The sequence below is a fragment of the Streptosporangium sp. NPDC023615 genome (assembly GCF_040640155.1).
Lineage (GTDB): Bacteria > Actinomycetota > Actinomycetes > Streptosporangiales > Streptosporangiaceae > Streptosporangium.
On record NZ_JBFABE010000020.1, the window covers coordinates 69,304 to 85,800 of the forward strand.

Here is a 16,497-nt window from a genome sequence, read left to right on the forward strand (position 1 = left end):
CTGCTGGCATCGGATACCACGCGGTGACCGTACCATAGGCAAGGTTTGCCCCACTGCCGCATGAAAGGCGAGGTCAATGAGGGACTCTGCCCATCCGGGCGCTGCTCAGGACCCCGGCGATCCCCTCGTCCTGCACGTGCTCGGAGCACGCCCCAACTTCGTCAAGGCCGCCCCGGTGGTGCGCGCGCTCGCCGAGGCGGGCGTGCGGCAGGGCATCGTGCACACCGGCCAGCACTACGACGCGCTGATGTCGGACGTCTTCTTCGCCGACCTCGGCCTCCCCGAGCCGATCGCCAACCTGGCCGTCGGTTCCGGCTCGCACGCCCGCCAGACGGCGGCCCTGCTGGTCGGGCTGGAGGACGTGATGACCGAGCAGCGGCCGGCGCTGGTCGTCGTCTACGGCGACGTGAACTCGACGCTGGCCGCGATCCTCGTCTGCGCCAAGCTGCACGTGCCGACCGCGCACGTGGAGGCGGGGCTGCGCTCCTTCGACCGGGAGATGCCCGAGGAGGTCAACCGGATCGTCACCGACGCCCTGTCCGACATCCTCTTCGCCACCTCGCCGGACGCGCTCTCCCACCTGGCCGCCGAGGGCGTCGACCCCGCCAGGGTCCACCTCGTCGGCAACCCGATGATCGACAGCCTCTTCTCGGCGCTGGACCGCCTCGACCCCGCGCCGGTCCGCTCCCGGCTCGGCCTTCCCGAGCGGTACGGGGTCGCCACCCTGCACCGCCCCGGAAACGTCGACGACCCCGCCTCCGCCAAGGAGCTGGTCGACGCCGTGCTGGAGGTGAGCGCGCGCCTGCCGCTCGTGGTGCCGCTGCACCCGCGCGGGCGCACCCGCCTGGCCGAGGCCGGGCTGGTCGACTCCGAGAACCTGCGCATCGTCGATCCGCTGGGGTACGTGGACTTCCTGTCGCTGGTGCGGGGCGCGACGCTGGTCGTCACCGACTCCGGCGGCGTGCAGGAGGAGACGACCATGCTGGGCGTCCCCTGCCTGACCGTGCGGCCCAACACCGAGCGGCCGATCACCATCACGCACGGTACCAATCGTCTGGTCACCCCTGCGCAGCTTCCCGCCGCCGCCGACCGGGCGCTGGCCGACGGCGCCGTGACGCCCTCGGGCGAGCTGCCCCCGCTCTGGGACGGCAAGGCCGGTCCCCGGATCGCCCGGGTGATCGAGACCTGGCTGCGCGGCGGCAACCTCTCACCGGCCGGGCAATCCGTATCGCCCAAATCCCTCTAAAGCGTCTATCGCGGCGCGGCTGACGCCGTACCCTGGCACGACCCCGGACAAAGGCGATCCCCCATGAGCGAAGAGACCCCCGAAGAGCCGAAGTTCCAGCGTCTCGGGCCGATCAACTGGCTGCCCGAGGAGCGCAAGACCGTCGAACGCTTCGAGGAGCGTGTCCGGGACCTGGAGCGGCGCCTGGCCATCGCCGAGGCCAAGGCCGACTACGCCCAGTGGAAGCTGGAGTCCACCAAGGTCCAGCGCCCCTACCGGGTGGCCGAGGCGCTCACCGCGGCCAAGGGGTCGGGGGTCGGCGCGCTGCCGGGGAAACTGCGCTCGGCCATGCAGGCGCGGCGCGGGCCGAAGCCGCCCCGGCCGGTGACCGAGGTGATCGAGGAGCTCGACCGGCGGGGACCGTCGGTGGACGTTCCGGAGGTCAAGTGGCCTGTGGGACCGATCGTCCGTTCCGACTTGAAGGTCGCGGTCATTCTGGACGACTTCTCCCGGATGGCGTTCCGCTACGAGTGGGACCAGATCGAGTTCGGGCTCCGCGACTGGCCGGAGATCTTCGCCGAGCGGCGGCCGGAGCTGTTGTTCGTGGAGTCGGCCTGGTACGGCAACCAGGGCCGGTGGCGCTACCAGATGACCGGGACGAACGCCCCCAAGGCGGAGCTGCGCGCCCTGCTCGACTGGTGCCGCGCCGAGGGGATCCCCTCGGTCTTCTGGAACAAGGAGGACCCGCCGAACTTCGACTTCTTCATCGACACGGCCAAACTGTTCGATCATGTCTTCACCTGTGACGGCGACATGGTCCCCCGCTACCGCGAGGTGCTGGGGCACGACCGGGTGGACGTGCTGCAGTTCGCCGCGCAGCCCCGGGTGCACAACCCGATCCAGGACAAGCGCGGACGCGTGCACGACGTGGTCTTCGCGGGCATGTACTTCCGGGACAAGCACCCCGAGCGGCGCGAGCAGATGGAGACGGTGCTCGCCCCGATCCGCGAGCTCGGCCTGCACATCTTCGCCCGCAACGGGACCGTGGACGAGAAGTACGCCTGGCCCAAGGAGTACGTCCCGCACATCGTGGGCGAGCTTCCGTACGACCGGATGCTGGCCGCGTACAAGATGTACAAGGTCTTCCTGAACGTGAACTCGGTGCTGGAATCGCCGACCATGTGCGCCCGCCGGGTCTTCGAGCTGTCGGCCTGCTCGACGTCGGTCGTCTCGGGCTGGTCCCGTGCCATCGAGGAGACGTTCGGGTCGCTGATCCCGATCGCCCGTGACGAGCTGGAGTCCTACAACCAGGTCCTGCACCTGATCAACAGCCCCGAGCTGCGGGCCCGTCAGGGGCACCTGGCCATGCGCGAGGTCTTCGACAAGCACCTGTTCTCGCACCGGGTGGACCAGATCCTGACGGTCCTCGGCAGGCCCGTCGAGCAGCGGACCCGGTCGATCTCGGTGGTGCTGCCCACCAACCGCGCCTCCCAGATCGAGCACGCGATCTCCTCGGTGGCCCGGCAGGTCCATCGGCCCGTCCAGCTCGTCATGGTGCTGCACGGGCTGGACATCGACCCCGTGGTGGTGGCCGACAAGGCGCGGATGGCCGGGATCACCGACGTCGTGGTGCTGCCCGCCGACCGGTCGCTGTCGCTGGGCGCGTGCCTGAACATGGGCATCGCCGCCGCCGAGGGCGACCTGATCGCCAAGATGGACGACGACAACCTCTACGGCGAGCACTACCTGTCGGACCTGGCGCGCGCCTTCGACTACTCCGACGCCGAGCTGGTGGGCAAGGGCGCGCACTACGCCTACTTCGAGGGCAGCAACGCCACCATGCTGCGCCTGCCGGGGCTGGAGCACCGCTACGCCTTCCTGGTGCAGGGCGGCACCTTCCTCGGCAAGGCCGACATGTTCCGGCACTACGGGTTCGAGGACGTCACCCGAGGCGAGGACACCCGGCTGGTGCGCCGGCTGAAGGAGGACCGGGTGAAGATCTACTCCGCCGACCGGTTCAACTTCGTCTACTGGCGCAGCGGTGACGCGGGCATGCACACCTGGCAGGCCGACGACATCAAGCTCACCCGCAACGCGCAGTTCTCCTTCGCGGGCCGCCCCGACGACCACGTCATGATCTGACGTTGGTGGAGCGGTTCTTTCCTGAGGAACGGATACGAACGACCGTTTCGCCAGGCGTGTAGCGGTGTTCGTCGGTTGTCCGGCCGGTGGGTGCTGTGTTCGCGCTCCGGTGGGCGGGTGCTCCGGGCGGCCGTCGTCGGTGGCGGTCCGGTGGGTTCAGGCCTCCGGCCTGGCGGGCGCGCCGGTCGCGGGCCTTTATAAGCCGTCCGGAGCACCCACCCACCTCCGCGCACGTCTTTCCTCGCCGTACGCCTGCGGTCCGTAGCGGATTTCTCGCGGGCCGCCCATCGGGCTCTGCGACGCTGAAGCGATCCGTACGGGTCGTCCAGGGTCCGTCGCCGTAGCTGACGCGTCGGTGCGGGAAGGAGCGCAGCGTGCTCGCCGTAACCGTCACATCTCGTCCGACCGATGTCCTCAGGCCTCGGCCGGCAGCTCCCGCTCACCGGCAGTCGGTCGGCTGCCGGTGACCAGGAGCGGCTTGCTAGGAGTCGATCACTCGGGCCTGGGTGGTCAGCAGATGACCAGGACGAGGGAGACGACGGTGCAGTTGGCCGAGGCGTTGTCGTTGGCCGGGTTGGGGTCGGCCGGGGCGCTGGTGGTGCGGGTTCCGGTGACGGTGACGGTGCCGAGCGACAGCAGTGACAGCGGCACCCGGAACGTCTTGTTCACAGAGGTCCCGTGGGCGATGGCGCCGTAAGCACAGGTGACCGTGGATCCCGCGGCGGTGCAGCCGGCCGACAGGTTCGTGGCGGACGCGCCGGGCGGCAGGGTGGCCTTCACGGTGGCGGAGGTGACCGCGTTGGGGCCGTTGTTGCGGGCGGTCAGGGTGTAGCGCAGGTAGGGGATCAGAATGCCGAGGTTGGGCTGGGCGCCCAGGTCGACGTCGGTGTCGGCCGTTGGCGGGACGCCGGCGGGGGCCCAGTCGGTGGCGAACTGGAAGCCCGGCACACCCGACAGCAGGGTCTTGCCGGTGCCGTCGGCGTTCATCGTGTAGATGTCGCCGTTGGAGTTGTAGGCGATCTTGGTGCCGTCGGGTGACCACTGCGGGGTGTCGGCGCCGACGGCGTCGTTGGAGATGTTGGTCAGCCCACTGCCGTCGGCGTTGATCGTGTGGATCTGCCCACCGCCTCCCATGATCGGTCCCAGCCCGAAAGCGATCTTGGCGCTGTCCGGGGACCAGTCGGGCCCGAACGCGTCGCTACCGGAGGGCACACTCGTCAGCTGGGTCACGCCGGTGCCGTCGGGGTTGACGGTGTACAGGTTTCTGTTCGAACCGTAGACGATCTTGGTGCCGTCGGGTGACCAGGCGGGGAAAGAGCCGCTGACGCCCAGGGCGGTCGCGCCGGTCCCGTCAGCGTCGATGACCTTCAGCCCGCCGAAGGTGCCGTAGACGATTTTGGTGCCGTCCGGGGACCAGTCGATCCTGCTGTCGAGGATGCCCTCGGTGCTGATCTGGACCTCTCCGGTGCCGTCTACGTCCATCGTCCACAGGTGCTGGGTGTCGGTGAACCGGGTGAAGGCGATCTTGGTGTTGGTGGCATTCACGACCGCGTTGCCGTCATCGACGGCGTTGTCGACGACCTTGGCCAGGCCGGTCCCGTCAGGATTGATCGAGTAGATCTCCTTGTCCGGTTCGCCGCCCTGATCGGTGATGTAGATCTTGCCGTTGACACCGGGGAACGCGGCATGAGCCGTCGGCGGGGCGATGACCTGCGGACCCAGTACGGGCAGTACGAGCGCGGCCAGAAGCACGCACACACGGCGGACGCGCAAAGAGGGAGGGGAACTCACGAAGGGGGTCTCCAGTTCGGTCTCTCCGCACCGCCCCGGCCGGGACCCCGGCCGGGCCCCTGTCCATCCGCGAGCGACGCGGCCCTACCTGGACCACGCTCGCCACGACACCACGAGTACCGGCCGGGGACGGGTACGTCCTGGGAGCCGCCGCCCCGGCCTGGTCCTGGATCAGCGTCCGCTCACCGCGCGAATACTGCCAGTAGTACATGTGACACCTAAGCGTCACATAACAAGATCTAATAGGGGAATTGCGCTTGATTTGCCCTCCGGCTCGGCAGAACGGACGCTGATGAAAGTCTCCTGTCAGGAACGCCCACCCGCTCCGGCTGGGCGAGCGTGCGCTTGGCCACCGTACGACTCCGATATGACGTAGGGACCCCACGGTGGCAGCGCGTTGAAGAGGAAACGATCGCCGCATCGGGCTTCAGTAGGAGGTGATCCCGAGGCCCTGCTCGACGAAGTGGAAGACGTCGGTGTACGGGTCGCGGTTCGGCAGGGGCACATGGTCGCCGTGCTGGGCGTTCATCCGGAGGGCGCGTCGCTTCGCCTCGGTGTAGCGGCCCATGACCTGCTCCGCGTACACCTCCTTGATCTTTTCCGCCTCGTTCCTGAAAGGAAGGCGATCGGTCACCAGGTCACACACCTGGTTGAAGGTGCCGGCCACATCTTTGTGGTGCAGAAGTCTCCATACCTCGAAGCATGGGTGCGAGAAGGCGATGCGGACCTTTCCCTGGCGAGCCTGTTTGAAGGCTCGACCGAGTTCTTGGTGGTCGTCCCGGTCGAACAGGCACCAGACCTGGGGACGGATCTCCTCCCGCAGCCGGTTGCGCTCCGCCTCGCGGGTCAGCCTGTGCATGAGCGGCACCGCCGCCTCGACCAGGTCGATCGGCTTGCGCTGGGAACCCCCTGCACCGGCGTTCGCGATGTGCACCTCGACAGGTAGCCTCTGCTCGCTGAGAAGCTGCTTCATGATGTCGATGTACGAAGGCTCGGTGAGCCTGCCTTCGGTGAAGACGTGAACGACCCGGTTGCGCTTGTCGCGCCGCTGTCCGGACGGCTCCAGCACGTCCTTCCCTCGCGCACGCGTCATTGAGCCCGCTCTGCGGTGTGCCGGTGCCTGCGCGTGCTCACGGCGGACAACCGCCGGGCGAACTGTCCCTCCACGACGGAGGGAACCCCGCCGAAAGCTCCGGCAAGGTAGGACTCCATCAGGTTCTCGTCCTCTCCCGGTTCGGCTGCCGTCAGGGGATAAAGTTCCGTGGCGCCGCCCTTGTCCTTCTCCGTCAGCCACACCTGACCCGGTTCCAACAGCCGCTCCCCGCTTGGGGTGGTGAGCAGCGACGGATCGTGTGAGGTGAAGACGAGCTGCGCGCCCCCGGGGTTGGCGTGCGGGTCGTGGAAGAGCCGGACGACCTCGGCGGCGAATCGCGGGTGCAGGCTCGCGTCCAGCTCGTCGACGAGCAGTACGGCCCCCTCATCGAGCGCCAGCAGCAGGGGGCCGAGCAGCGCGAACCAGGATCGAGTGCCGAACGACTCACTCCGCCAGTCGAAGGCGACGTCCTCGGCGGCCGACCGGTGGGACAGCCGCACCGTCGGCCGGTTCTTGCCCTCCTGGACGACCTCTGCGCCGGTGATCCCCAGATCCGCCACCCTCAGCAGTTCGTTGATCCGGCCTGCGCGGCTGCCGGAGAGCTCTCGCAGGGTGAACTCCTCCCGTTGCTCGCGCTCCTCCTCCGGGTTGACGATCCGCAGGTTGCGACGGAACCAGTGGAAGAGCGCCGAGAGTTGCGGGTGGTTGTCGGTACCGGCTGTGGACAGCACCAATGTGTTGGAGCGTGTGCGCTTGGCCAGCTGTGCCCGGTCCTTGATCCGATTGCCCGGCCATTCGTACACCCCGGCTCGCGAGGCGTCACGGTCGAGCCACACCTGACGGTGACCTCGGGGGTAGCTGTGGATCCACTCGGCCTCGACGCGTCTTGAGCTCAGCTCGAATCCGTACGTCCAGCGCACCTCGTCCAGCACGAGGTCGGCCTCGAAGAAGCTCGGCTCGCTCTCGCCCTTGGGATCGAGCCCGTAGGGCTTGCGCTGGGTTCCCTCGAACGAGGCCCAGTGGGCATAAGAGTCGAGAACTGCCGCTCGCATATCGGTCAGTGCGGCCAGGACATTCGATTTTCCCGAGGCGTTGGCGCCGAAGATGCCGACCAGCGGGAGAACGCCTGCGGAACGGCTCCCACCGAGTGCTGTCTCCCGCGCCACCGCGCTCGGCTCGTGTTCGGGGACGACGAAGGACAGCTCCTGCTCGTCGCGTAACGACCGCACGTTGGCGACACGGAACCGGAGCAGCACGCTGTCCCTCCTTTCACCCCATGGTTAGGGTAACTGTCCGATCTTCAAGTGGCGCGCTCCGGCGACGATCACGCTTTGATGAGTTTCGAGAAGGGCTCGTCGCACCGATGTCACTCACGGTACGCGGCATGCCCGTCTGCTCGGTGCGCCGTCGTGCTCGCCGTGGCCGAGGATTCGCGGAAGGTGGTGGTCGGTCAGGTGGGGAGGGGGTCGCTTCCGTCGGCCGCGACGCGAAACCAGACGGCGGTGCCCGCGTCGGTGTCGTGGTGGACGCCCCAGCCGGTGGCCATGGCCTCCACCGGGAACAGGCCGCGCCCGCCGTCGCTGTCGAGTCCGGACGCGCGGACGAAGGGCAGGCTGGTCGCCGAGCCCTCGTCGATCACTTCGGCGTGCACCATGCCGCCGCCGAGGCCCAGGCACACCGTCACCGATCCTGCCGCCCTACGGCCGGAGCCGGAGTGGACGACGGAGTTCGTCACGACCTCGCTGAGCAGCAACACCACGTCGTCGAGGGCGGTGTCGGAGACTCTTCCGTTCAGAAGGTGTCGCGCCCAGGCGCGCATCGTCGCGACCGAGGAGGGGGTTCCCGCGAACTCGGCGTGACCCAGCGGGTGCAGGACGGCCCAGCGGTCCGAGGTCGTCCACTGCCGCTCGTACCGGCAGGCGGCCTGTGCGGGTGTGCTCATGCGATCGCCGCCGAGACGATGACGTCGGCCGCGTTGTCGGCTTCGGCCCACACCGCTTCACCGGGCCGCCACACCCGGGCCCACCAGGGGCGCCAGACGAAGACCCATCCCCGGTCTCGACGGACGACCGTGATGCGGACACGGGTCTGGCTCCCGGACATGACCTCCAGGATCGGTTGTCCTGCCCGAGGAAGTACCAGCGAGGCGCCGACCCCCAGCTTCCGCAGATCCCAGCCCAGCCTCACCAGATGAACGAACTCCTCCTGCGGATCTCGTGTGTTCACGTGTCGGCCTCCTACTGCCTATCCATCAATGGGAGGTGCAGCTTGTTCCGGGTCTACTGCAGACCGAGGACTATGCTCGCGTGGTGATCGGCGCCGGGAGGCCCGGACCGTATGACGGCGAAGACGTCCATCGGCGAGTCAGGGCCCGTATGGCACGCCGCACACTGCTCAACCGACCTGATGCGCCGGAGCTTTACGCGGTGATAGACGAAGGCGTCATTCGTCGTCCTATCGGGAATTCTGCGCTGATGCGTGACCAGTTGGAAGCGCTGTTGACTGCCGCACGGCGTTCCAATGTGACGATTCGGGTTCTTCCCTACAGCGCCGGGGCGCATGCCGGCCTGGAGGGGGCGTTCACTGTCCTGTCCTTCACGGAAGAGATCGACCCCGCCGTCGCCTACGTCGAAGGCACGGCCGGTGACGTCTATATCGAAAGCTCAGATCAGGTAGATCGCTATAAAATGGCATTCGCACGCATCTGTGATGCGGCTCTGTCCCCGGAAGCGTCCATGGGGCTGATCACCGAGGCGAAGGAGCGGTTATCCCATGACTGATCTGACGAATGTCCTCTGGCACAAGAGCAGTCTGAGCGGCAGCGGCAACAACTGCGTCGAAGTCGCTTCCGTCCCGGGCTTGGTGGCCGTCCGCGACTCCAAGGACCCTGGCGGTGCCACGCTCGTCTTCTCGCCACGTGACTGGACCGCCTTCCTCGGCCGCGTCAAGACTGGAGACTTCGACGCACGCCCCTGAGCGGGGAGGCGGTCCGAAGACGTCCCGGGCCATGGTGACGCGCCCGCCCGGGCCGGAGCACCGTCAGGTCTTCCGAAGGTCATCGTGCGATCAGGTCAGGTCCTCTTCGGCCGGTGAGGCGTCGTGTGTGGACGCAGGACCGTGAGCGAGCCTTCCGCGACACCACGGCGAAGGGGAACCGGTCGGCCTCAGGGCAGGGCGCGACCACCCCTGTCATGATCGCGCATGTCCGGCCCGGGGTTTCTGGGGACCGGACGGCGGCGTGAGGTGGTGGAGGAAGGCCTCGGCGATGGGCCTGAGGCGGTCGGGGCGCCAGACCACGGCGTAGTCGAACGTGGCGTCGCCCTCCACGGGGACGCAGACCAGGCCGGGGCGCGGGTAGAGGTCCGGCGTCTGGGCGCCGACGAGGGCGACGCCGTGGCCCGAGGTGACGTAGGCGAGGATCTCCTGGAAGCCGGGCAGGGACACGGTGTCGCGGCCGGGCACCGGCAGATGGTGATCGATCCAGTAGCCGGGCAGGTCGTCGGCGAAGAAGACCCTCTCGCGCGCGATCTCGTCGTGGCCGACGCGGCTGCGGCGCGCCAGCCGGTGGTCCTCGGGAACGGCGAGCATCACCGGCTCCGACAGCAGCACCGGCCCGGCGGCGAGGTCCGGCTCCCGGACCGGCAGGGGCAGCACCGACAGGTCGACCTCCTCCCGGCGGAGGGGGCCGAAGAGGTCGGCGAGCGCGGTCTCGCGGATGGCCACCCGGCGGCCGGGCACGCGGCGGCGGAAGCCGTCGGCGAACGGCAGGAGGACCTGGGCCACCGCGGCCGACATGTAGCCCACGTCCAGCGTGCCGACGATGCCGTGCCCCGCCGCGGTCGCCCGTGCGATCGCGGCCTGGACCTGCGCGTGCGCGGGCCGCAGGTCGTCCAGGAGTTGCCTGCCGAGCGGGGTCAGCTCGACCCGGCGGGTGGTGCGGTGGAACAGCGGCGCGCCGAACCGGCGCTCCAGCTTGGCGACGGTCTGGCTGATCGTCGCGGCCGAGACGTGGAGACGTTCGGCCGTACGCGCGAAGTGCAGCTCCTCGGCGAGCACGAGGAACACCTCGATGTCCTGACGCTCCACCGTTCCCTCATTCTTCAGCAGGGGCGAACAATTGTTCCAGATTTCGTGATTGATGAGACCCGACGGTGAGCGCGAGGATGGGCGGCACATCGAAGATCACGGGAGGGACGATGACGGACACGAGCGCGGCGGGCGGGCCGGCGCCCGCGGGTGGGCACGGGACCGCACCGATCGAGGATCTCACCGCCGGGCCTCTCGCCCGGCCGGTGACCGGCATGTGGGAGACGGTTCCCCGGTTGCTCGGCGACAACCGCTACCTCGTGCTCGCCACCGCCGACGGCCGGGGGCGTCCGTGGGCCACCCCCGTCTTCTTCGCCGTCCGCGACGAGGACCGGCTCTTCTGGGTGTCGTCACCGGACAGCAGGCACTCCCGCAACATCGCCGAACGCCCGGACGTGGCCGTCACGGTCTTCGACTCCCACGCGCCCGTGGGCGGCGCCGAGGCGCTCTACCTGGAGGCGACCGCCGGCCCCGCCGACGATCCCGCCGAGGCCGTGGCGGCGCTCAACGCCCGCCTTCCCGCGGGCAAGGAGCTCACCGGAGACGACCTCGCGCCGTCCGGCTCCCTGCTGGCCTACGGTGCCGACGTGCGAAGGCACTTCGTCCTGATCCGGGGTGGGGACTCGCGCTTCGACAACGTCACCGACGCGCGGCTCCACGTCACCCGCCCCCGGTAGGAGGGCCCGGCCATGGCCGCGGGCGTCCCGCGCGGGGCGCACGTCGATCGTGAGATTCATCGTCGGTACGGGAAAGAAGGCACACCGTGGGCAAGCTCGTCTATTCCATGATCACGTCGCTCGACGGCTACACGAGCGACAGGGACGGTGACTTCGGCTGGGGCCGTCCCGATGAGGAGTCGCACCGGTTCGTCAACGAGCACGGGCGGTCGATCGGCACGTACCTGTACGGCCGCCGGATGTACGACACGATGTCCTACTGGGAGACCGCGCACACGGTGCCCGGTCAGGAGCCGTTCATCCTGGAGTGGGCGCGGGTCTGGCAGGCCGCCGAGAAGATCGTCTACTCCACGACGCTGCGCGAGGTGACCGGCGGGCGGACCCGGATCGAGCGGACGTTCGACCCCGAGGCGGTGCGGAGGCTGAAGGACGAGACCGAGCTCGACATCGCCGTCGCCGGGCCGCACCTGGCGGCGCAGGCGATCCGGGCCGGACTGGTCGACGAGTACCACCTGTTCGTCGGACCGGCGATCGTCGGCGGCGGCACCGCGTTCTTCCCCGGCGACGTGCGCGTCGACCTGGAACTGCTGGACGAGCGGCGCTTCGGCAACGGCGTGGTCCATCTGCGCTACGGCGTCAGGGACGCCGGGCAGGGGTGAGGCGTGCGGGCGGCGCGGAACGCGACGACGCCCCCGCCCGGATGACTCCGGGCGGGGGCGTCGCGGTGCCGGGGGTGGTGGTCTCCGGATTCCCTCGGGATCTCCCCTTGGGAACCGGCCACCCCCGGTCACGTACTAGCGAACCCCGCGCCTGCCGTAGAGGTTCACCGCCAGGATGACACCGACCGCGGCGACGGCGACCTGGAGGAGGATCTCGATCCAGTCGATCCCGGACGTGCTGTCGACCCCGATGGCCCTGGCGATCGCGGTGCCGATGAAGGCGGCGACGATGCCGACCACGATCGTCAGCCAGATCGGGATGCCCTGCTTGCCGGGCACGACGAGCCGGCCCAGGAAACCGATGATGGCACCGATGACGATGGCGGTGATGATGCCGGTGATTGTCATGTTCCACGCTCCCTGTCTGCTCAGCTGCCAGGCGTATGCCCTGGAAAAGAGGAACAACACATAACGGAGTGATCTCAATCGATAGCCGCCGGTCACGGAACCGTCACGTAGTGGTCCGGTCGGTCATGGCACCGCCGGGGAGCCGGACCCGACCGACGGCACCGCCGGGGATACGGTCGCATGATACCCATTTATCCGTTTTAGTCGACAGACGTCTTTCGATAAGCCTTATAGGGGATATGTCATAAAAGACAGCCAAAGGCATGGGTAAAAACTTCTCGGATGCCCAGCGCGGCGGTCGGCGAGATCCCTTCAGATAGGGAGGATCGCCCCATGACCGATCCTCGCGAGATCAACCCACGTAAGGCTCTGGAACTCGGCATGGACCGGCTCATCTCCCGTCGAGACATCGTCGACGGGGTCATCGCGACCGCCGGGATCGCGGCGTGCTCCCCGCCCCGTCCGGAAGGGCGGGACGGCCACGGCGGGCGGGACCGCCTCGTACGCGCGCACTGGCCGGTGGGCACCGTCCTCCACCCGTCTCCACCCCTGGGCTCGCGCGGCGGGGGCACGGGACCTGCCGGTCTCGCCCGTGTCCTGCGCGACCCCCGGTTCCGGCCGCCGGCGGGCACCCCCGAGCCCACCGGCGAGCACTACGACCTGGTCGTGGTCGGCGCCGGGGTCAGCGGTGTCAGCGCGGCGTACCGGTGGCTGGAGCAGGCCCCGAGGGCGCGGATCCTGATCCTGGACGACCACGAGGAGATCGGCGGGCACGCCCTGCGCCACGGGTCCCCCGCGGGTGGCAGGGGAGGGTCTCCGGTGGCGTACGACGGGGCAGGATGCGCCGAGGAGCAGGCGGCGTGGACACCGGAGGGCAGGGAACTGCTCGGCAAGCTGGGTCTCCGCTCCCGCGGACCCGGCAGGCACGCCGACCACGACCCGTACCCGGACACGCCGATGCACGACAGCGTCTTCTGCGACCGGGAGACGTTCTCCTCCGAGAGGCTGGTCGTGTTCACCCCGGGGCGGGCCGGGCGGTGGATCACCGATCTCCCCGTGACCGAGCAGGCCAGAAGGGACCTGCTGAGGCTGTACCGCGACCCGCCCGACTGGTTCCCGGGCCTGTCCCCCGAGGAGAAGCAGGAACGGCTGTCCCGGCTGACCTACTCGGGTTTCCTCGGGAGCGTCTGCGGGGTCCACCCGGACGTGCTGAGATTCGTCAGGACCATGCCGGTCGAGAGGCGGGGTTACGGATCCGACGCGCTGGGCGCGATCGACGCCTGGGGAGAGGCCGACGAGTACCGGTACGCCGGGTTTGCGGGGCTGGGACTCGACAGGTCCAAGCCGTCCCGGTACAACTCCCCCACCGTGATCAAGGAGTGGGGGGCGGGTGAGTCCCCCGCCTGCCGCTTCCCCGGGGGCAACCAGGCGATCGTCCGGATGATGATCGCCCGGATGATCCCCGGCTTCGCCACCGCCACCGGCGCCGAGGGCATCATGACCGCGCTCTTCGACCACACCGTGCTCGACCGGCCGGGGAACCGGGTCCGCGTGCGCCTGCGCAGCCCGGTGGTCTCGGCGGCCAACGACGGCCCGGCCGGGACGGCGGTCTCGGCCACGGTCGGCTACGTCGACGGTGAGCGGGTGCGGTCCGTGCGGGCCGGTGGGGTGATCATGGCCTGCTGGAACGCGGTGATCCCCTACCTGGTCGGCGACCTGCCGTCCGCGCAACGGGTGGCGCTGCATCGGGCGATCAAGGTCCCGGTGGTGCACGCGGAGGTCCGGCTCCGCCGGTGGCGGGCCTGGAGGGAGCTCGGGATCAGGCACACCCGTTTCACCGGCGCGTACTGGTGCGCGGCCGGGCTCGCCGCCCCCTCCGGGCCGGGCGGCCGCCGGCGCGGGGACGGTCCGGTCAGGCCGGACGAGCCGATCACCGTGCACATGGCCGGCGCTCCCGTCACGCCCGGCATGTCCCCCGCGCTGGGCTCGGTCTCGGGGAGGTACGCCCTGATGGCGACGCCCTACCACTACCTGGAGTACGGCATCCGCGACCAGCTCGCCCGGCTCCTCGGCCCGGCGGGGTTCGACCCGGCCCTCGACATCGAGGCGATCACCGTCAGCCGCTGGGGGCACGGCTACGCGCCCGAGTACGCCACCCCGTGGGACCTGGCGTTCTATCCCGACGGCCACCCGCCCGCGGCCACCGCCCGCCGGACGCACGGCCGGATCGCGATCGCCAACTCCGACTCCGTGCCCTCGGCCCGCACGGACGCGGCGGTCACCGCGGCCTATCGGGCGGTCGCGGAGTTGCAGGGCTGAACCGCGGGGGGCGCGGGAGGCGCCGGGGGCCGCGGGAGGCACGGGGATCGTGGGGAGGTCCGGGCGGGTCAGGCCGGTCTCCTGAGCCGGGTGAAGGCCCAGCTCATGTCCGGTTCGACCGCCCAGCGGGTGGCGCGCCGCACCGGTGTCGTGCACAGCAGGGCGGCGAGCCCCGCCCCGAGGAGCGCCACGGCCACCACTCCCGGCACGGTCTGCGACCAGTCCCCGTAGAAGCGCTCGGCGACCTTCACCACCATGCCGTGGAGGAGATAGGCGTACATGGTGGCCGTGCCGAGCCCGGAGTAGCGGGTGTGCCGGGACGGGGTGACCGCCAGGAAGGCGGCGACGAGAAGCGCGCCCGCCGCCAGCATGCCGAGGCGGATCAGACTGCCGGTGAGGTCGTCGACGCCGATCACGTCGTTGGCGTGCCGCCAGCGGATCCACTCGGTCTTGACGTGGGTGTGCAGGACGAGCGCCGCCACCGCCCCGGCGGCGAGCGTGACCGCCCCGGCGATCCGCACCGGTCGCCGCCGCAGCCACGCGAAGTGCTCGGGACGCAGCATGAGCCCGAGCACGTAGAACGGGAGCAGGCCGAGGGTGCGGTTCATCGACAGCTCGTCGGGGAGCCTGCTCATGCCCGACAGCAGCGACAGCCCGACCGCCACCACGAGCGGCCACCTGAGCTGCTGCCAGACCGGGGTGGAGAGCCGCCACAGGAACAGCGACATCAGGAACCAGGTCAGGTAGTACGGGTCCAGGAGGCTGATGTCGAGCTTGCCGTACAGGACGAGGCGCGGCAGCGAGTAGAGCAGCTCGAAGATGACGTACGGCACGGCGAGGGTGCTGATCAGCTTGCGCGCCTTGCCCGAGGAGAAGGTGAAGTTCCGCGACAGGTAGCCGCTGAGCACGATGAACAGCGGCATGTGGAAGACGTAGACGTAGAAGTAGGCCGCGTGCGCGACCGGCACGTCCCGCAGGTCCTCGATCAGGTGCCCCGAGACGACCAGCGTGATCGCCAGGAACTTGGCGTTGTCGAAGAAGGGGTCCCTTCGCGTGGCGGGCGGAAGGACGACCCGCAGCGGGGTTGGGGCGCTCACAACCCTCGGACCGTAGCCGCGCCCGCCCAACGCACGGCGAACGGCCGGTGACCTCCGGGCGGCCGGTACGCGACCGGCCGGCGCCGGTCGCCCGGCCGGGGCCGTGTCCCCGGGCGAGGCGAGGCGGTGTCACCGGGTGAGACCGTGTCAGCCGGGTGAGGCCGCCGGGTGTCCCACCGAGGCGGTGGTCAGGCGACCGCGGTGGCGCTGGCCTCCCAGAGGGCGCGGGCCAGCGCGGGGTCGCTCATCCTGGCGGGGACGGCGGCCGGGGCGCTCTTGGCGAAGTACCGGCCGGGGTGGGCGGCGCCGTCCGGATGCGTGGCCAGATGGACCATGGTGCTCGCCCCCTCCTCCACGCTCCGGCCCATGCCGGGGACGTTCTTCACCATCCACATCATGAACGTGGCCGGGGCGAACTCCGTCTTGATCACCCCGGGGTGGAAGCAGGTCGCGGTGACCCCGGTGCCCTCCAGACGCCGGGCCAGCTCGACCGTGAAGAGGGCTCCCGCCTGCTTGGAGTCGCCGTACTGCAGCCAGCCGCTCCAGCGGCGGCGCTCGCGGTCGAGGTCGGAGGGGTCCAGCCGCCCGGTCCTGGCCGCCCGGGAGGAGGTGGTGATCACCCGGCTCCCCAGCCGGTCGAGCAGCAGGGTCGTCAGCAGGAAGGGGGCCAGGTGGTTGACCTGGATCATCGTCTCGTGACCGTCGGGGGTGAGCGTGCGTTCGGTGGTCATCACCCCGGCGTTGTTGACCAGGACGTCGATCCGCCCGTAGCGCGAGCGCAGTGTCGCGGCGAGTTCGCGCACGTCGTCCAGGCGGGTGTAGTCACAGGTGAAGGTGTCCGGGACCCGGTCGCTCACCGCCCGCACCCGCTCCGCCGCCCGCGCCGTCCTGCCGGGGTCGCGGCCGACCAGGACCACGTCCTGCCCGCGCCGGGCGAGTTCCACGGCGGCCGCCTCGCCGATTCCGGCACTAGCCCCCGTAATAACACTAATCATCAAAT

At 69.6% G+C, this 16,497-nt stretch carries 16 protein-coding genes; 7 read left to right on the forward strand and 9 right to left on the reverse strand.

Annotation, left to right across the window (positions count from 1 at the left end):
• Positions 1-76 precede the first annotated feature (76 nt).
• Together wecB and AB0G16_RS16980 are read left to right on the forward strand one after the other, a co-directional pair.
• Positions 77-1,246: a UDP-N-acetylglucosamine 2-epimerase (non-hydrolyzing) gene (gene wecB / locus AB0G16_RS16975; RefSeq protein WP_362805438.1), complete on the forward strand. Its 1,170-nt coding sequence runs from the start codon at positions 77-79 to the stop codon at positions 1,244-1,246.
• 63 nt (positions 1,247-1,309) lie between these two features.
• Positions 1,310-3,367 (forward strand): glycosyltransferase, encoded by a 2,058-nt coding sequence (locus AB0G16_RS16980; RefSeq protein WP_362805440.1) that lies wholly within the window; start codon positions 1,310-1,312, stop codon positions 3,365-3,367.
• Positions 3,368-3,877: 510 nt separating this feature from the next.
• Here the strand turns inward: AB0G16_RS16980 and AB0G16_RS16985 are convergent.
• From AB0G16_RS16985 to AB0G16_RS17005, 5 genes are all read right to left on the reverse strand, one after another.
• Positions 3,878-5,125: a hypothetical protein gene (locus tag AB0G16_RS16985; RefSeq protein WP_362805442.1), complete on the reverse strand. Its 1,248-nt coding sequence runs from the start codon at positions 5,123-5,125 to the stop codon at positions 3,878-3,880.
• Positions 5,126-5,585: 460 nt separating this feature from the next.
• Entirely contained in the window at positions 5,586-6,251 is a 666-nt protein-coding gene (locus tag AB0G16_RS16990) for an RloB family protein (RefSeq protein WP_362805444.1), read from the reverse strand.
• A complete protein-coding gene (locus tag AB0G16_RS16995) occupies positions 6,248-7,507 on the reverse strand; it encodes an AAA family ATPase (RefSeq protein ID WP_362805446.1) in 1,260 nt (419 codons plus the stop codon). Before AB0G16_RS16995 ends, AB0G16_RS16990 begins: the two co-directional genes overlap by 4 nt.
• A 194-nt stretch (positions 7,508-7,701) precedes the next feature.
• A complete protein-coding gene (locus AB0G16_RS17000) occupies positions 7,702-8,193 on the reverse strand; it encodes an ATP-binding protein (RefSeq protein WP_362805448.1) in 492 nt (163 codons plus the stop codon).
• Positions 8,190-8,477 carry a hypothetical protein gene (locus AB0G16_RS17005; protein ID WP_362805450.1) on the reverse strand — a complete coding sequence of 96 codons (288 nt, stop codon included), beginning with the start codon at positions 8,475-8,477 and terminating at the stop codon, positions 8,190-8,192. The genes AB0G16_RS17000 and AB0G16_RS17005 overlap by 4 nt, the downstream gene beginning before the upstream one ends.
• Between AB0G16_RS17005 and AB0G16_RS17010 the strand changes: the two genes are divergently transcribed.
• On the forward strand, positions 8,468-9,031 hold the full coding sequence (locus AB0G16_RS17010; RefSeq protein ID WP_362805452.1) for a DUF5753 domain-containing protein: 564 nt from the start codon (positions 8,468-8,470) through the stop codon (positions 9,029-9,031). The two genes, AB0G16_RS17005 and AB0G16_RS17010, sit on opposite strands and share 10 nt — an antisense overlap.
• Positions 9,024-9,227 carry a DUF397 domain-containing protein gene (locus AB0G16_RS17015; RefSeq protein WP_362805454.1) on the forward strand — a complete coding sequence of 68 codons (204 nt, stop codon included), beginning with the start codon at positions 9,024-9,026 and terminating at the stop codon, positions 9,225-9,227. The genes AB0G16_RS17010 and AB0G16_RS17015 overlap by 8 nt, the downstream gene beginning before the upstream one ends.
• 213 nt (positions 9,228-9,440) lie before the next feature.
• Here AB0G16_RS17015 and AB0G16_RS17020 read toward each other — a convergent pair whose 3' ends face one another.
• On the reverse strand, positions 9,441-10,337 hold the full coding sequence (locus AB0G16_RS17020; protein WP_362805456.1) for a LysR family transcriptional regulator: 897 nt from the start codon (positions 10,335-10,337) through the stop codon (positions 9,441-9,443).
• A gap of 110 nt (positions 10,338-10,447) precedes the next feature.
• Here AB0G16_RS17020 and AB0G16_RS17025 point away from each other — a divergent pair, with 110 nt between their 5' ends.
• Together AB0G16_RS17025 and AB0G16_RS17030 are read left to right on the forward strand one after the other, a co-directional pair.
• Positions 10,448-11,014: a pyridoxamine 5'-phosphate oxidase family protein gene (locus tag AB0G16_RS17025; protein ID WP_362805459.1), complete on the forward strand. Its 567-nt coding sequence runs from the start codon at positions 10,448-10,450 to the stop codon at positions 11,012-11,014.
• A gap of 86 nt (positions 11,015-11,100) precedes the next feature.
• Positions 11,101-11,673 (forward strand): dihydrofolate reductase family protein, encoded by a 573-nt coding sequence (locus AB0G16_RS17030; RefSeq protein WP_362805461.1) that lies wholly within the window; start codon positions 11,101-11,103, stop codon positions 11,671-11,673.
• Between the two features lie 135 nt (positions 11,674-11,808).
• On the opposite strand, the gene AB0G16_RS17035 is transcribed toward AB0G16_RS17030, so the two are convergent.
• Complete coding sequence (locus AB0G16_RS17035) at positions 11,809-12,081, reverse strand: GlsB/YeaQ/YmgE family stress response membrane protein (protein WP_362805463.1); 273 nt, start codon at positions 12,079-12,081, stop codon at positions 11,809-11,811.
• A 333-nt stretch (positions 12,082-12,414) separates the two neighbouring features.
• Between AB0G16_RS17035 and AB0G16_RS17040 the strand changes: the two genes are divergently transcribed.
• Positions 12,415-14,400 (forward strand): NAD(P)-binding protein, encoded by a 1,986-nt coding sequence (locus AB0G16_RS17040; protein ID WP_362805465.1) that lies wholly within the window; start codon positions 12,415-12,417, stop codon positions 14,398-14,400.
• Positions 14,401-14,468: 68 nt separating this feature from the next.
• Here AB0G16_RS17040 and AB0G16_RS17045 read toward each other — a convergent pair whose 3' ends face one another.
• Both AB0G16_RS17045 and AB0G16_RS17050 read right to left on the reverse strand, forming a co-directional pair.
• The gene (locus AB0G16_RS17045; RefSeq protein ID WP_362805467.1) at positions 14,469-15,497 is read right to left on the reverse strand and encodes an acyltransferase family protein; all 1,029 of its coding nucleotides are present in this window, start codon (positions 15,495-15,497) and stop codon (positions 14,469-14,471) included.
• 188 nt (positions 15,498-15,685) lie between these two features.
• Entirely contained in the window at positions 15,686-16,492 is an 807-nt protein-coding gene (locus AB0G16_RS17050; protein ID WP_362805469.1) for an SDR family NAD(P)-dependent oxidoreductase, read from the reverse strand.
• Between the last annotated feature and the right edge of the window lie 5 nt (positions 16,493-16,497).

Bases quoted from the DNA above. Each gene is read 5' to 3' on its own strand.
- wecB (WP_362805438.1), top strand. From the start codon at position 77: ATGAGGGACTCTGCCCATCCGGGCGCTGCTCAGGACCCCGGCGATCCC.
- AB0G16_RS16980 (WP_362805440.1), top strand. From the start codon at position 1,310: ATGAGCGAAGAGACCCCCGAAGAGCCGAAGTTCCAGCGTCTCGGGCCG.
- AB0G16_RS16990 (WP_362805444.1), bottom strand. From the start codon at position 6,251: ATGACGCGTGCGCGAGGGAAGGACGTGCTGGAGCCGTCCGGACAGCGG.
- AB0G16_RS17000 (WP_362805448.1), bottom strand. From the start codon at position 8,193: ATGAGCACACCCGCACAGGCCGCCTGCCGGTACGAGCGGCAGTGGACG.
- AB0G16_RS17015 (WP_362805454.1), top strand. From the start codon at position 9,024: ATGACTGATCTGACGAATGTCCTCTGGCACAAGAGCAGTCTGAGCGGC.
- AB0G16_RS17025 (WP_362805459.1), top strand. From the start codon at position 10,448: ATGACGGACACGAGCGCGGCGGGCGGGCCGGCGCCCGCGGGTGGGCAC.
- AB0G16_RS17035 (WP_362805463.1), bottom strand. From the start codon at position 12,081: ATGACAATCACCGGCATCATCACCGCCATCGTCATCGGTGCCATCATC.
- AB0G16_RS17040 (WP_362805465.1), top strand. From the start codon at position 12,415: ATGACCGATCCTCGCGAGATCAACCCACGTAAGGCTCTGGAACTCGGC.
- AB0G16_RS17050 (WP_362805469.1), bottom strand. From the start codon at position 16,492: ATGATTAGTGTTATTACGGGGGCTAGTGCCGGAATCGGCGAGGCGGCC.